This window comes from Xanthomonas sp. DAR 34887, from assembly GCF_041245805.1.
GTDB classification, from domain to species: domain Bacteria; phylum Pseudomonadota; class Gammaproteobacteria; order Xanthomonadales; family Xanthomonadaceae; genus Xanthomonas_A; species Xanthomonas_A tesorieronis.
Window position 1 is genome coordinate 5,120,655 of the sequence record NZ_CP162490.1, and the last position, 15,519, is coordinate 5,136,173.

11 protein-coding genes are annotated in these 15,519 nt (G+C 71.0%); all 11 read right to left on the reverse strand.

Going from position 1 to position 15,519, the window contains the following annotated elements:
* Window positions 1–45: 45 nt before the first annotated feature.
* The 11 genes from AB3X08_RS21775 to AB3X08_RS21825 all read right to left on the reverse strand — a co-directional run bounded on the left by AB3X08_RS21775 (window position 46) and on the right by AB3X08_RS21825 (window position 15,510).
* Window positions 46–2,046 (reverse strand): PEP/pyruvate-binding domain-containing protein, encoded by a 2,001-nt coding sequence (locus AB3X08_RS21775; protein WP_369935116.1) that lies wholly within the window; start codon window positions 2,044–2,046, stop codon window positions 46–48.
* A gap of 104 nt (window positions 2,047–2,150) precedes the next feature.
* The gene (locus AB3X08_RS21780; RefSeq protein ID WP_369935118.1) at window positions 2,151–3,581 is read right to left on the reverse strand and encodes an FAD/NAD(P)-binding protein; all 1,431 of its coding nucleotides are present in this window, start codon (window positions 3,579–3,581) and stop codon (window positions 2,151–2,153) included.
* Between the two features lie 115 nt (window positions 3,582–3,696).
* Window positions 3,697–5,115, reverse strand: a complete 1,419-nt coding sequence (gene cls / locus AB3X08_RS21785; protein ID WP_369935120.1) for a cardiolipin synthase — start codon at window positions 5,113–5,115, stop codon at window positions 3,697–3,699.
* Window positions 5,116–5,334: 219 nt separating this feature from the next.
* Window positions 5,335–5,502: a 50S ribosomal protein L33 gene (rpmG, locus tag AB3X08_RS21790; RefSeq protein WP_169411268.1), complete on the reverse strand. Its 168-nt coding sequence runs from the start codon at window positions 5,500–5,502 to the stop codon at window positions 5,335–5,337.
* A gap of 10 nt (window positions 5,503–5,512) precedes the next feature.
* Entirely contained in the window at window positions 5,513–5,749 is a 237-nt protein-coding gene (gene rpmB / locus AB3X08_RS21795; protein ID WP_184414189.1) for a 50S ribosomal protein L28, read from the reverse strand.
* Between the two features lie 173 nt (window positions 5,750–5,922).
* Window positions 5,923–6,588 (reverse strand): cation transporter, encoded by a 666-nt coding sequence (locus AB3X08_RS21800; protein ID WP_369935122.1) that lies wholly within the window; start codon window positions 6,586–6,588, stop codon window positions 5,923–5,925.
* A 3-nt stretch (window positions 6,589–6,591) separates the two neighbouring features.
* Window positions 6,592–9,804: an efflux RND transporter permease subunit gene (locus AB3X08_RS21805; RefSeq protein WP_369935124.1), complete on the reverse strand. Its 3,213-nt coding sequence runs from the start codon at window positions 9,802–9,804 to the stop codon at window positions 6,592–6,594.
* A 143-nt stretch (window positions 9,805–9,947) separates the two neighbouring features.
* Window positions 9,948–11,219: an efflux RND transporter periplasmic adaptor subunit gene (locus tag AB3X08_RS21810; RefSeq protein WP_369935126.1), complete on the reverse strand. Its 1,272-nt coding sequence runs from the start codon at window positions 11,217–11,219 to the stop codon at window positions 9,948–9,950.
* Between the two features lie 110 nt (window positions 11,220–11,329).
* Entirely contained in the window at window positions 11,330–12,601 is a 1,272-nt protein-coding gene (locus AB3X08_RS21815) for a TolC family protein (RefSeq protein WP_369935128.1), read from the reverse strand.
* Window positions 12,602–12,656: 55 nt separating this feature from the next.
* The gene (locus AB3X08_RS21820) at window positions 12,657–13,025 is read right to left on the reverse strand and encodes a hypothetical protein (RefSeq protein ID WP_369935129.1); all 369 of its coding nucleotides are present in this window, start codon (window positions 13,023–13,025) and stop codon (window positions 12,657–12,659) included.
* Between the two features lie 652 nt (window positions 13,026–13,677).
* A complete protein-coding gene (locus AB3X08_RS21825) occupies window positions 13,678–15,510 on the reverse strand; it encodes a DUF885 domain-containing protein (RefSeq protein WP_369935130.1) in 1,833 nt (610 codons plus the stop codon).
* Window positions 15,511–15,519: the final 9 nt, after the last annotated feature.

A 15,519-nucleotide genomic window follows, 5' to 3' on the forward strand; every position in this document is an offset into this window, starting at 1 on the left:
CGCAACGGCGTGTCGTGGCGGCCCGGCAACGGCGCGTCGTCGCCGCTACCGCACGCTTCTGTCCACGTACGGCCGCGATTGCAGGATCAGCACCTCGTCGCCGACCACGGCCCATTCGATGTCCTGGTCCGCGCCGCCCAGCGCCTGCTTGGTGGAGGCGCCGACCCTGGCCAGCCGCGCGATCAAGGCATCGGTCAGCACCTGGCGCGAGCCGGTGATGGGCACTTCGCGGACGCCGCCGCCGGCATTGGCGACGAGCTGGGTGTCTTCGGCCGAGCGGCTCAGCACCTGCACCGCCTTGGACCAGCTCGAATACATCACCTGTTCGGCCTGGCGCTTGCCCTCCACCACGCGGATGCCGAGTCCGCGCTTGGCCGAGATGTAGGTGACGTGGCGGTGAGCGGCGTCGAACGGATCGCGGGTGATCATCACCCCCGAACTGTCCGAGGGCGCGGCACGCTGCACCAGCACCGCCATGGCCACCGCGTCCTGGCTTAGCCCCGCGGCCGTGCGCGCCTCGTAGGCCTCGAAGTTGTAGACCGACGCCCACACCGTCTGCACCGCCTTGGCCAGGGCATCGGCGCGGGTCACGTTGGGCACGGTGGTGTACAGGCCGGCACCGCTGAAGCCCGGCAGGTCCTCGGAATTGGACGAGCTGCGCACGAACACCGCATCGCCATGCAGCTGATCGCGCCATTGCGCCTCCAGCGCACGAACGACGGCCGGATCGGGCGCGGCATCGGCGATCTCGGCACGCAGCGCCGCCAGCGCCTCGCGCCGCACGTTCGCATCGGTCGCGAACCCCGGGCGACGCTGCAGCTCCTGCAGGCGCTGCGAAACCTGCAGCCGCTGCATCGCCGCCTGGTAGTACGAGAACGGGATGCAGAAGCCGTCCGGCACGCGCGCGGCCGGCGGCAGCACCGCCTTCAGCGTGCCCAGGTTCGCTGCCTTGACCCCGCAATGGCTGCTGTCGCGCGCGCGCAGTGCCGCCAGCGGCTTGAGCGCGACCACGCTCAGATCCGGGCGCGGCAGGTCGCGCGCCACCGGGCGGGCGGCGGGCGACGGCGTCCTTGGCGGGCGCGCCAGGGGCGTGACCCGGTAATCGTTGTGGGTGACCTCCAGCGCCACCCAACGTCCGTCGTACTGGCGCAGCGCGGCCTGGGCATCGCGCACATAGACATTGGGAATGCCCCAGCCCTTGGCCAGCAGGTTGACGTGGGACAGCAGCGTGGACGGGCGCTGCGTCACCAACCCCGCGACCGGCGCCAGGGCGATCGGCACCTCGTCCAGCACCGGGATGTCGCGCGGCGACAGCGTGCGCAACTGCTCCTCCGAGCGCACGATGCGCAGCCGTCCCTCGGCGCGGCCCGTGTTCAACGGCAGGAACCGCTGCTCGCGCAGCAACGCCTCCTGGCTGACGTAGGCCAGGCCCATGGCGCTGGCCAGTTGCTCGTGCTGGGTGGAATTGGTCTTGAAACGGATCGGGTCGTGGAAGGTGGCGCGCACCACCTCGTCGGTCTGCCGCAGCAAGGGCGCGGTGAGCTGATCGCCCTCCCAGAACTCGTAGGTGTAGCCCGGCAGATCCTGCTGCCAGCTGATGGTGCCGAACAGGAAGCGCCGCTGCGGATCGCGGTACTGGGCGTTGCGCGTCGCCTTGTCCATGCTGCGCACCAGCCGCTGGTATTGCACGAACTGCTCGTGCAGCGCGTGCCGCGGCGTATTGACGTAGTAGATGCGTGCGGCGTCCTGCCGGTCGATCACGAAGATCAGGTGCGGCATCTCCAGCGCGGTCCCGGCGTTGTAGACCCGGGCGAGCTGCATGAACTGCGCGCGGCTGTCGATGCGCGGCAGATAGTCCGGGCCCTTCGTCGGTTGCACGGCGGCGTTGCCGCCCTGCCGGTATTCGTAGGGGGAGGGTTTGCGCGCGGTCTGCGCCGTCGCAGGCGCCGGGCACCCCAGCAACAGCGTGCACAGCAACAGCGCGAACGTGGCGGCCGAGGCGAGCAGCCGCTGGCGCCAGGCGAGGTGCGTACGGGATCGGTCCATGATGCCGATGCGGGAGTTGGGAGTGCGGATCTTAAGCCAGTCCAGGCGGCTTTGGACGCCCGAAAGCACGCTCGGACGCGCGGCATCGGCGCCGCACGCCTCGGCTATGCGTCGGCGTGCGCCGGCCGCAATTCGCCCAGCAGCGCCTGCGCCTGCTGCTGCGCCTGCACGCGCAGTTCCGGGATCGCCAGGCTTTCCCACAGGCTGCCGATGCGCAGGCTGCCGAGCACGCGCAGGCGCGGATCGGCATGGCCGTCGGCGTCGAGCAGCGCGCCGTCGGGCGCGGTGGCCACGCCGATGCCGTGCGGGCCGGGCGCGGCGTGGCCGCAGCCCAGCAGTTGGTGCAGCAGCGGGTTGCGCATGGTCTGCGCGCGCAGCTCCACACCGGTGGCATTGATCAGGTAGTGGGCGTCCAGCTGCAGCGCCAGGCCATCGGGGCCGACCGCATTGACCTGCACGCAGGCGCCGACCGGGAACACCGTGTCCAATCGCGCGCGGTGCACGCGCAGTTGGCCGATCCGGCGCATCGCCTGCAATTGCGCGAACACCGGCGCGGCGATGCGGTGCCGGTGCGCATCCCAGTAGCGCACGGCATGGCGCAGGAAGCGCCGCTGTTCGGCGGCCGACAGCGACTGCCACAGCGCCTGGCCCAGCGGCCGCAGCCGCTCCATCACGCTCTGCCATGGCAGGCCGTGCGCCTGTGCCGCAGCCGCCTGCCGACGCAGCGCACGCAGGCGCTGACGCAACGGCAGCGCCAGCAGCGGCTGCGGATCGAAGTCGGCCGCGGTGTGACCGGCATGTTCGGCATGCGGCAGCGGCAGCACCGCGTGCCGCGAGATCACGTGGACCGGGCCGCGGTGCGCGTTGGCGAGCAGGGTCAGCACGCTGTCGGCCATGCTCAGGCCGGCGCCGACGATGCACACCGTGGATTCGCGCGGGATCGCGCGCAGCTGTTCGTAGTTCCAGGCGTCCACGCGCACATGCGCGGGCAGGCTGGCCGCGCCGCGCGCCGGCAGCGGGCGCAGGCTGTTGCCCAGCGCCAGCACCGTCGCGCGCGCGCGCAGCGTCGCGCCATCCTGCAGGTGCAGCGCCTGGCCGTGGGCGTCCGGATTCAGCGCCAGCACCCGCTGCTGCCGCCACTGCAGCTGCGCCGGACTCGCGGCCTGCGCCTGTGCCAGGCGCGCGCGCAGATAGTCGGCGTAATGGCGGCGCTGCACATAGGCCTGCGCCAGCGCGTCGCGCTGCAACGCCGGATACAGCGCCTGCTGCTGCAGCCATTCGAGGAAGTCGTCGGGCTGCTCGGCGAAGGCGCTCATGCGTCCGGCCGGTACGTTCAGCAGATGCTCCGCGCAGGGCGTCGCGTAGGCCACGCCCTGCGCCAGCGCCGCCTGCGGTTCGATCAGCTGCAGCCGCAGTGCCTGCGTGGCCTGCCGCAGCAGCTGCAGCGCCACCAGGGTGCCGGCCGCGCCGCCGCCGACGATGGCGATATCGCAGTCGCAGTCGCCATCGGATGCGGTGGGCAGGAGGTCGCTCATGCCGGCGATTGTAAGGGATGCCCTCGCCGGCTCCGCCGGTGGCTAAGAACCATCGCTCATGTCGGCGCGAACATCGCGCATGGCGGGGACATCATGCTGTCATCTGCGTCCGCTCTCACATCAACGCATCGGCCAGGCGGGCGATGCCCTCGCGGCTGCGCCGCCAGGCGGGCCGCTTGCGCCATTCCTGCAGCGACAGCGCGCGCGCATCGGCCAGGTAGTCGGCCTCCACCACGCGCAGCCGCTGCACCACCTCGGCGCAGTAGCACAGCACGCCGATCTCGGCGTTCAGCGCGAAGGAGCGGATGTCCAGATTGATCGAGCCGACCAGGGCGATGCCCTCGTCCACGCTCAGGTGCTTGGCATGCAGGAAGCACGGCCGGTACAGCGCGATCTTGACCCCGCTGCGCAGCAGTTCGTCGTAGTAGGCCTCCTGCGCCCAGGCGGTGAGCCGCTGGTTGCTGCTCTCCGACAGGATCAGCTGCACGTCCACCCCGGACAGCGCGGCGATGCGCAGCGCGCTGAGCGTGGCCTCGTCGGGCACGAAGTACGGCGTCACCATCACGATCCGGCGCCGCGCCAGGTGGATCAGCGCGTTGACCGCATCGCGCGCGTTTTCGAACGGATACGCCGGGCCGCTGGGCAGCAGTTGCGTGGCGGTGTCGGCGCCGTGCACCGCGGTGACCTCGGTCACGCGCAAGCGCTCGCCGGTCTCGATGAACCAGTCGCTGGCAAACACCGCTTCCAGATGCGCGACCACCGGCCCCTGCACCCGCGCCACCAGTTCGCGGTTGGGATGGCCGCGCACGAATTCGGCGTCGGCCAGGTTCTGCGAACCGATGTAGCCGACGCGGTTGTCGATCACCGCGATCTTGCGGTGGTTGCGCAGGTCCATGCGCCCGCTGCGGCGCCAGCGCAGACCGCCCGGCAGCAGCGCCTGCACCTCGACCCCGGCCGCGCGCAGGCGCTTGCGGTAGCGGCGCAATCCGCGCTTGCCGCCACGCGCATCGAGCAGCAGGCGGCAGCGCACGCCGCGCGCGGCGGCGCGCAACAACGCCGCCACCACCGCGTCGCCGACCGCATCGTCGAACATCAGGTAGTACAGCAGGTGCACGCGCTCCACCGCCGCGTCGATGTCGTCGATCAACGCCTGCAGCGAGTCCGCATAGCGATCGAGCAATTCCACCGTGTTGCCATGGGTGGGCATGAAATCGCCCTGGCGCTCGATCAGCGGCACGACTTCGGCGATCGCGGTGTCGGCGGGCGGAGCCCAGCGCAGCGCGGTCAACGGCACCTGCTGCTCGCGGATCACCTGCGAGGCCTGCGCCTGGCGCTGGATGCGTTCGCGCGACAGCCACGGGTGGCCCAGCAGCAGGTACAGCGGCAAGCCGAGCACCGGCACGAAGCCGACCAGCAACAGCCAGCTGCGCGCCGCGCCGGGCGTGGTGCGCGCCGGAATCCACAGCAGCGCCACCAGCCGGATCAGCCAGTCCAGCGCCAGCAGCCAGGTGCCTTCCAACCAGAACGGCAGCATCGCGACCCTTCGCAAGCCAAGTCGCCCGATTCTGCGGGCTGCGGCGGCAAACGCAACCGTTGCGTGCCGTGCCGTGACGCGGCCGGCGGCGCGCAGGCCGGGCGCTCGTCTCGCCGCGAGCGGCCCAGCCAGAACACCATGTGCGGACCCCAGACGCACGAAACCCGCCTTGCGGCGGGTTTCGTGTCGACCTGGAAAGGCGATCCAGCGATCAGTCGATCACTTGATCTTGCCTTCCTTGTACAGGACGTGCTTGCGCACGACCGGGTCGTACTTCAGGAATTCCATCTTCCCGGGGGTGTTCTTCTTGTTCTTGTCCGTGGTGTAGAAGTGGCCGGTACCGGCCGAGGAAATCATACGGACCTTATCGCGCTTGCCTGCCATGATGCGTTACTCCTCAGACCTTTTCGCCGCGCGCACGCAGCTCAGCCAGAACGACGTCGATGCCGTTCTTGTCGATGGTGCGCAGCGCGTGCGCGGAAACCTTCAGCTTGACCCAGCGGTTCTCGCTGGCGACCCAGAAGCGGCGCTCGTGCAGGTTGGGCAGGAAGCGACGACGGGTTCTGTTGTTGGCGTGGGAGACGTTGTTACCCGTCTGCACACGCTTGCCGGACACTTGGCATACGCGGGACATTACGCACCTCGATAGAAAGTTTGAGTCGCCCATAGCCTGGGAGACGGCGGCCCCGGCAGCCTTGTGGGCCACCACGCGTCGTGGGAAATCAAGCAGTTACGCCGGGGAAGGCCGGCCGGAGATCGCGTATCCGGCCGCCGCTCCGACCGAAGCCGGGCACAGCGAGCCGCGCATTATGCATGCCTTTCCCTTGTGTCGCAAGCACTTACCGGCGCCGCGCGGGCCTGGCGCAGTTCCGCCCAGGCGCGCCGCGCCACCTGCCAGGCCGAGCGCAGGAACAGCAGCAACAAAGCCGCGGCGATCAGCAGGTCCGGCCAGCCGGCACCGAACGCCCACACCGCGACGCTGGCCAGGATGACCGCGCCGCCCTCGTAGACGTCGTTGAGCGAGCACGCCCAGGCCGAGGCCAGGTTGATGTCGCCGCGCCGGTACGGCCACAGCAGGCGCAGGCACAGCAGGTTCGCCGCCAGGTTCAGCGCCGCGGCCACGCCCATGCTCTCGAACAGCGGCAGCTGCGGGTGCAGCAGCTTCCAGCCGATGCCCACGGCCACCGCCAACGCCGCGGCCAGGATCAGCGCGGCCTTGAGCAGCGCCACCCGCGCCTTGGCCGCCAGGCTGGCGCCGACCACGGCCAGGCTCAGCGCATAGGTCAACGCATCGCCGAGGTTGTCCAGGCTGCCGGACAGCAGCGAGGCCGAGCCGCTGTGCCAGGCGCTGGCCAGCATCATCGCGAAGGTGCCGGCGTTGATCGCCAGCACCCACCACAGCACCCGCCGCTGGCGCGCCTGCATCGCCGCCACGTCCAGGGTCTTGCCGCACCCGCAGCAGTTGTCGGCCATCGCTCACCTCGCCAGCGTCGGAGCATCCGCGGTGGCGGACGCCGCCGCGGCATTGTCGCGCCGGTGCAGCCAGCGGTACAGCACCGGCAGCACCAGCAGGGTCAGCAGCGTGGAGGAGACGATGCCGCCGATCACTACCGTGGCCAGCGGCCGCTGCACCTCCGCGCCGGCGCCGACGTTGAACGCCATCGGCACGAAACCCAGCGCCGCCACCAGCGCGGTCATCAGCACCGGCCGCAGCCGTGCCAGCGCGCCTTCGCGCAGGGCCTGCTCCAGCCCCAGGCCGTCCTCGCGCAGCTTGCGCACGAAGGCGATCATCACCAGCCCGTTCAACACCGCCACCCCGGACAACGCGATGAAGCCGACCCCGGCGGAGATCGACAGCGGGATGCCGCGCAGCGCCAGCGCGACCACACCGCCGGTCAGCGCCAGCGGCACGCCGCTGAACACGATCGCCGCATCGCGCAGCGAACCGAACGACCAGTACAGCAGCGCGAAGATCAGCAGCAACGTGGCCGGCACCACCCAGGCCAGGCGCTGCCAGGCCGAGATCAGTTGCTCGAAGGTGCCGCCGTAGCCGATCCAGTAGCCGCTGGGCAGTGCCACTTCGGCGCCGACGCGGCGCTGCAGTTCGGCGACGAAGCCGCCGAGATCGCGGTCGCGCACGTTGGCGGTGACCACGATGCGGCGCTTGCCGTCCTCGCGGTTGATCTGGTTCGGCCCCAGCAGCGTTTCCACTTTCGCCACCTCGCGCAGCGGCACGGTGATCGGCGCGCCGCTGCGCCAGCCGGGCGCGCGGCTGGACTCGTCGGCATCGCCGCGCTCGCCGTCGCCGCGCAGCGGGATCGGCAGGTCGGCCAGCGCCGCCGGATCCCGGCGCAAGGCTTCGGGCAGGCGCACCACGATGTCGAAGCGGCGGTCGCCTTCGAACAGCTGCCCGGCGTCCTGGCCGCCCACCGCGGCGGCCACCGTGTCCTGCACCACGCCGGGATTGAGGCCGTAGCCGGCGAGCGCGGTGCGGTCCGGCACCACGGTCAGCATCGGCAGGCCGGTAGCCTGCTCGAGCTTGACGTCGGCCGCGCCGGGCACGCCGCGGGCGACTTCTTCGATGCGCCGGCCGACCGCCACCAGCGTGTCCAGGTCGTCGCCGTAGAGCTTGATCGCCACGTCCGCGCGCACCCCGGAGATCAGCTCGTTCATGCGCATCTGGATCGGCTGGGTGAACTCGTAGTTGTTGCCCGGCAGTTCCTGCACCGCCGCCTCGATCTCGGCCAGCAACTGCGCCTTGGGCTTGCGCGGATCGGGCCATTGCGCGCGCGGTTTCATGATCAGGAAGGTGTCGGCCACCGACGGCGGCATCGGATCGGTGGCGACCTCGGCGGTGCCGAGCTTGCCGAACACGTGCGCCACTTCCGGGAACTGCTTGATGCGCCGCTCCAGCGTGGACTGCATCACGATCGCCTGTTCCAGGCTGGTGCCGGGGATGCGCATCGCGTGCAGGGCGATGTCGCCCTCGTCGAGGTTGGGAATGAACTCGGTGCCCAGCCGCGCGGCCAGCACGCCGCACAGCAGCACCAGCGCCAGCGCGCCGGCGCCGATCCAGCGCGCGTGGCGCAGCGCGCCGTCCAGCAGCGGCGCATACGCCTGCCGCGCCCAGCGCATCGCGCGGTTCTCGTGCTCGGCGACCTTGCCGCCCAGGGTCAGCGCGATCGCCGCCGGTACGAAGGTGAGCGACAGCAGCATCGCCCCGCTCAGCGCCAGCACCACGGTGATCGCCATCGGGTGGAACATCTTGCCCTCGATGCCGGTCAGCGCGAACACCGGCAGGTACACCGCGGCGATGATGCCCACACCGAACAGGCTGGGGCGGATCACCTCGGCGGTGGCCAGCGCGGTCAGCTCGAAGCGCTCGGCGGCGCTGAGCATCCGGCCCAGGCGCTGCTGGGCCTGGCCGAAGCGGCTCAGGCAGTTCTCCACGATGATCACCGCGCCATCGACGATCAACCCGAAATCCAGCGCGCCCAGGCTCATCAGATTTCCGGACACGCCGCCGCGGACCATGCCGGTGAGGGTGAACAGCATCGCCAGCGGGATCACCGCCGCGGTGATCAGCGCGGCGCGGAAATTGCCCAGCAGCAGGAACAGCACCACGATCACCAGCAGCGCGCCCTCGACCAGGTTCTTGGCCACGGTGGCGATGGTGCGATCGACCAGCGCGGTGCGGTCGTACACCGGCACCGCCTGCACGCCCGGCGGCAGGCTGCGGTTGGCCTGTTCGAGCCGGGCCGCCGCGGCCTGCGCCACTGCGCGGCTGTTGGCGCCGACCAGCATGAACACCGTGCCCAGCACCACTTCGCTGCCGTCCTGGGTGGCGGCGCCGGTGCGCAGTTCCGGTCCCTCGCCGACCTGGGCCACGTCGCGTACCCGGATCGGCACGCCCTCGCGCCGGTCCAGCACGATCGCGCCGATCTCGTCGATGCCGCTGACCTGCCCCGGCACCCGCACCAGGAACTGTTGGCCATTGCGCTCGATATAGCCGGCGCCGACGTTGCGGTTGTTGGCCTCGACCGCACGCGCCACATCGTCCAGGGTGAACCCGAGTGCGACCAGCCGCGCCGGGTCCGGGGTGATGTGGATCTGCCGCGCATAGCCGCCGATGGTGTTGACCTCGGTGACGCCCGGCACGTTGCGCAACTGCGGCCGCACCACCCAGTCCTGCAGCGTGCGCAGGTCGGTGGCGGTCCACGCGGTGCCGTCGGGCTTGCGCGCGTTGGGCTTGGCCTCGACCGTGTACATGAAGATCTCGCCCAGGCCGGTGGCGATCGGCCCGAGCTGCGGTTCCAGTTCCGGCGGCAACTGCGACTTCACCTGCTGCAGGCGTTCGGCCACCTGCTGCCGCGCGAAGTACAGGTCGGTGCCGTCGGCGAACACCACGGTGACCTGCGACAGCCCGTAGCGCGACAGCGAGCGTGTGGATTCCAGCCCGGGCAGGCCGGCCAGCACCGTCTCCAGCGGGAAGGTGACGCGCTGTTCGGCCTCCAGCGGCGAGTAGCCGGGCGCGGCGGTGTTGACCTGCACCTGCACGTTGGTGATGTCGGGCGTGGCGTCGATCGGCAGGCGCGAGAAACTCCATGCACCGATCGCGATCAGCACCCCGGTCAGCGCCAGCATCAGCCAGCGCTGCGCGATGGCGAAACGGATGAGGTTAGCGAGCATCGCGGCGGCCTCCGTGCGCGGCGCTGGACGCCCCGCTTTTCTGTAGGAGCGGCTTCAGCCGCGACCGATCTGCCGGCATCCCATTTATGTTCGGGTTTCTGTCGCGGCTGAAGCCGCTCCTACAGGGGTGTCCCATGCGCAGCTCAATGCTCATGCGACGCCCCCGACTTCTCGATGTCCGCCTTGACCAGGTAGCTCTGCTCCACCACCACCTCGTCGCCGGCCTTCAGCCCGGACAGCACCTGCACCTGGCGCGCATCGCGCGCGCCGAGTTGCAGCGGCCGCGCTTCGTAGGTGTCGCCCACGCGCACGAACGCCACGTCCCCGTCGCGGAAGGTCTGCAAGGCGGTCACCGGCACCACCAGCGCGGCCGGTTGCTGCGCCACGGTGACCCGCGCCTTCACCGCCGAGCCCGGCCGCCACAGTCCGTCTTCGTTGCGCAACACCGCGCGCGCCACCGTGCTCTGGCTGGCGGTGGCAGTGCCCGGCAACACGCGTTCCAGCGTGGTCTGCGCGACGGTGCCGTCGCTGATCCGGGTCACCGTCACCGGCGCGCCGGCGGCAATGTGGCCGGCGTCGGCGCCGAAGATGTGCAGGTCCACCCACAGCGTGGACAGGTCGGCGATCTCGAACAGCGCCTGGCCCTCGGCGGCGTTGCTGCCGACGCTGGCAGTGCGCGCCAGCACCGTGCCGGCGATCGGTGCGCTGATCGTGTAGGTGGTCAGGCTCAGGTTGCTTTCCACCGTGGCCAACACCTGCCCGGCGCGCACGCGGTCGCCGACGTTGGCGCGCAGGCTGCGCACCGGGCCGGGGAAACGCGCGGTTGCCTGCGCCTGGGCGCCTTCGGCCGGGGTCAGCAGGCCCTGCACCTCGTGTTCGTCGGCGATGCTGCCAGGGCCGACCGGGGCCACGCGGATACCCGCATCGGCGGCGATCTTCGCCGCGATGTCGGTACGGCCTTCGTAGCTGGGATAGGTCCAGCGCAGCGCCTTGCCCTGCACCGTGGCGCGCACCTCCACGTCGAACGAATGCGGCTCGCGCACCTCGCTGTCGGCCAGCAGGCTGCCGTCGTCGCGTGCGCGCAGGCGGTGCGTCTCGGCCACGCCGCCCAGCCGCGTGAGCCGCACCTCGACGCTGCCGGCGCCGGGCGGCAACGGCTTGCCGTCACGGTACAGCCAGGCCTGGTAGGTCGGTGGCGTGCCGTCCTCGGCGATCGCCAGTTCGACCGCGGTGCCGTCCTGTTCGAGCAGGCGCCCGCCGTGTGCGCCCTTGCGTGCTTCCTCGGCATGGGCTTCGCCGCCTGCGCCATGCGCGTCGGCGTCGTCGTGGCTGGCGTCGTCGCCCGCGCCGGCGCAACCGCCGAGCAGCAGTCCAAGCAACAGCGGCGCGATCAGCGCAGCGGATCGGAGTTTCATCGTAGGAATTCCTGAAAGACGCCGGCGGCGGACGCCAGGCGTTGGGAGAAGGGAGGCGGATGCGATGGCAGACGCCGGCGCGCGGCGGATGCGCAGCGGCACCGAACGGCTCATCGCGCCACCTGCGATGTGGGCGCGAGCACGAATGGCTGTCCGGTCAGGCGCTGGATCTCGATCAGCGCGGTCTGCGCTTCGATCGCCGCGGCCAGCTGCTGCCGCCGCGCATCGCCATGCTGGGCCTGCAACTGCGCCCACTCCAGATAGCTGATCGCCCCGCCGCGGTAAGCGCGCTCGGCGGCGGCCTCGGCACGTGTCAGTTTCGGCAGCACGTCGTCGCGCATGCGCGCCACTTCCAGCTGCGCGGCGCGGTAGCGGCCGTGCGCGTCGGCGAGCGTGGAGTACAGCGCCAGCGCCTGCGCCTCGCGCTCCACGCCGAGCAATTCGCGCTCGGCCTCGGCGGCGCGGATCTCCGGCTGCGCGCGCGCGGCGCTGCCCAACGGCAGCGAGACCCCGGCGACCAACGCGGTGGCATCGCCGTCCTGCAGCCGGCGCACGCCGAACTGCCAGTCCAGGTCGGGCCGCGCCTGGCTGCGTGCCAGCCGCAGCCGCGCCTCGCGCACCCGCGCCTCGCCGGCGAAGCGCGCCAGCTCCGGGGTGGCATCGAGCAGCGCGGCCAGCACGTCGAAATCCGGCACCGCCGGCAACGCCATTGGATCGCCGGTCGTTTGCGCGAAGCCGGGATCGCGTTCGCCCCACAGCACCGCCAAGTGGCGGCGCGCGGCGGCGTGCTCCTGCTGCGCGCGATCGCGGTCCAGTTCCGCACGCGCCTGCAGCGCCTGTGCGGTCAGCAGCACCGATTCGGGCGAGGCGCCGGCCTGCAGCCGCTGCCGCGCCGCGGCGACGGTGCGCTGGCGCTGCGCCAGGTCGGCGGCGGCGATGGCCTGGCGCTGCGCGGCGGCGGCGATCGCCAGGTAACGGCGCGCGACCTCGGCGAGCAGGTCCAGCCGCGCCAGTTCGCGCTGCGGCGCCAGCGCATCGATGCGCGCCTGGGCCAGGGTGCGGCGCGCGTCGAGCTTGCCGCCGCGTTCGAGCACGCCGGCCAGGGTGACGGTCAGTTCGGCCTGGTCCAGGCCGCGCGCATCGCCGCTGCCGAAGGCGTTTTCCAGTTCGGCGCCCAGCCGCAACGGCGGACGCAGCGCCTCGCGCTCGGCCTCGGCGGCGAGCACGCGGCGCTGGCCGTCGGCCAGGCGCAGGTCGGGATGGGACTGGGCGACGCGGGCGAAGGCGTCGTCCAGGGTGAGCACAGCATCGGGCGGCACGGCCTGCGCCCACGCGCAGGGCGCGACCGCGAAGGCGGCAACAGCCGCCAGTCGCAACCACATGGGACTTCTCCGGAATCGGGGATCGATGGACGGGCCGGCAGGCGCCGGCGGTGCATCAAGCCGCGATCGGAGGCCGCAGCGGGGTTTCCAGCAGGTGCGAGCGGTAGTCCTGGTGCGCGGCGCCCGGGCGCGGCTGTACGGCCAATGGCAGGCCCTGCCAGATCAGCGACGACAGCAGCGCCGGACTCTGCCCGTGGCAGTAGCCGCTGTGCATCAGCGCGTGCATCAGGCTGGCGCCATCGCGCTCGCCTGCGCCGTCGCCGCGGTGCGGCGCGTCTTCGTCCACGTGCGCCTGGTCGTGCGCCATTGCATGCACATCGCCCAGCGCGCAGGCCACCGGCGCCACCAACACGCCCAGCGCCAGCATCGCCAGCGCCATCAGGCGCAGCAAGGGGTGGAGCAGGCGGGCGCGGCGGATGGACATGGACGCCAGCCTAGCGATGTGGGCGGGGTTACACAATCGCAGGTGGAGAGAGGCGACGGCGGTCGTGGGGTTGTTGTGGGCGTATCCGTGCAGCGCTGATGGGCGTGGATCGTCCGGCGTCCGGCGCGCTCGTATCGCGCAGGTGGTCGTACTCTCAGCCGGCGCTGCACGCCACCTTCCCCCGAAAAGGGGGCCATGGTCCCAGTGGGAGAAGGGGACAGCAGCTAGCCCCCTCTCCCATCGGGAGAGGGCTGGGGTGAGGGTACGGCGCGAAAGCGACTCGCAGAGTTGGGGGTGCGCGAGGCTGCGCCCATACCCTCATCCGCCCCTACGGGGCACCTTCTCCCGGGGGAGAAGGGACAGCCGAGCCCCTCTCCCATCGGAAGAGGGGTTGGGGTGAGGGTACGGCGCGAACGCGACTCGCGGCGTTCGAAGTGCACGAGGCTACGCACGTACCCTCATCCGCCCCTGCGGGGCACCTTCTCCCGGGCGAGAAGGGACAGCCGAGCCCCTCTCCCATCGGGAGAGGGGTTGGGGTGAGGGTACGGCGCGAAAGCGACTCGCGGCCTTCGAAGTGCACGAGGCTGCGCCCGTACCCTCATCCGCCCCTACGGGGCACCTTCTCCCGGCGGGAGAAGGGAGTGCGCGCGCGTTATTCGGTCTTGGTCGCGGCAGGTTTTTTGCGTGCGGCGGCCTGCTGCTTGCTCTGGGCGATGAATGCGCGCACCTGCTGCTGCAAGACCGGCAGCGGTACCGAACCCTGCTTCAGGACCGCATCGTGGAAGGCCTTGATGTCGAAGTCCGCGCCCAGTGCCTGCTCGGCCTCGGCGCGCAGTTTGACGATGGCGATCTCGCCGAGCTTGTAGCTCAGCGCCTGCCCCGGCCAGGAGATGTAGCGATCGACCTCGGTGGTGACCTCGTGCTCGCTGAGCGCGGTGTGCTCGCGCAGATAGGCCAGCGCCTGCTCGCGGGTCCAGCCCTTGTGGTGCACGCCGGTGTCGATCACCAGCCGGCAGGCGCGCCACATTTCGTAGCTGAGACGGCCGAAATCCTCGTACGGGGTTTCGTAGATGCCCATCTCCTTGCCCAGTTTCTCGGTGTACAGCGCCCAGCCTTCGCCGTAGGCGGAGATGTAGTTCTCGCGGCGGAAGGCCGGCTGCGCGCCCTGCTCTTCGGCCAGCGCACCCTGCAGCGAGTGGCCTGGCGAGGATTCGTGCAGGGTCAGCGCCGGCAGGTTGTACAGCGGGCGCGACGGCAGGTTGTAGGTGTTGAGCCAGTAGGTGCCCACGCCGCCGCGCCCGGCGGTCCAGAACGGCGCGATCTCCGGCGGCACCGGCACGATGGTGAAGCGTCCGCGCGGCAGCGTGCCGATGAACTTGCCGACTTCGCCATCCACGCGCTTGGCGATCCACGCCGCGCGGTCGAGCAGTTCCTGCGGCGTCTTGACGTAGAACTGCGGATCGGTGCGCAGGAACTGCAGGAACGCCGGAAAGGTCTGCTGCCCGGCCGGCGCCTTGAAGCCGACCTGCTGGATGATCGCGTCCATCTCCTTCTGGATCCGCGCCACTTCCTGCAGGCCCAGTTGGTGGATCTGCTCCGGGCGCATCTCCAGCGTGGTGTATTCGCGGATCTGCTGCTGGTAGTAGGCCTTGCCGTCGGGCAACGCTTCGGCGGCCAGCGTGGTGCGCGCCTGCGGCACGTACTCGTCGCGATAGAAGCGCAGCAGTTGCGCGTAGGCCGGGATCACCTTGTCGCGGATCGCGGCCTGCGCCTGTTCGCGCAGCGCCTGCTGCTCGGCGGCCGGGATCTGCGCCGGCAGTTGCTTGAACGGCGCGTACAGCGCGGCCGCGGTCGGGTCCTTGAGCCCGGCGACGCCGGCGATCGAACCGTCGCGCCCTTCCAGCACCGCACGCGGCACGCTGAAGCCGCGCTTGAGGCCGGCGCGCATGTTGTCGGTCTGCTGTCCGAAGTAGCGCGGCACGTCGTTGAGCCGCGCGATGTAGGCGCGGTATTCGGCCGGGGTGCGCAGCGTGCGCCGCGCCATGAAGCCCAGGTCCGACCAGAACGAGCTGTCGGAGTTGAACGGCATCTCGTAGGCGCGCAGGCGCACCGCGGCGGCGAGGTTCTCGATCTGCGGGCGGTACACCGCCAGGTTGACCTGGTTGTCGGCCGACAGCTGCTTGGGATCGATCGCGTCCAACTGGCGCAGCACGTCTTCCCAGACTTTCAACCGCGCCGCCTGCGCCGCCGCGCCGACGTCGGGCAACTGCGGATTGTCGCCGCTGCTGTCGCTGTCCTCGTCGGCCTGCCCGACCTGCGCCTGCCGCCATGTCCATTCCTTTTCGTAGATGGCCTGGAAGCGGGCATCGGCAGCGGAGGCGTTGGCCGCCGCCGGCGGTACGGCCGGCGCTGCGGCCAGCGCCGGCGTGGCGAATGCGAGCGCGAGCAACAGGGAGGCGGCCAGCGGGGTCTTGGCGATCGGCATGGGCGGCGA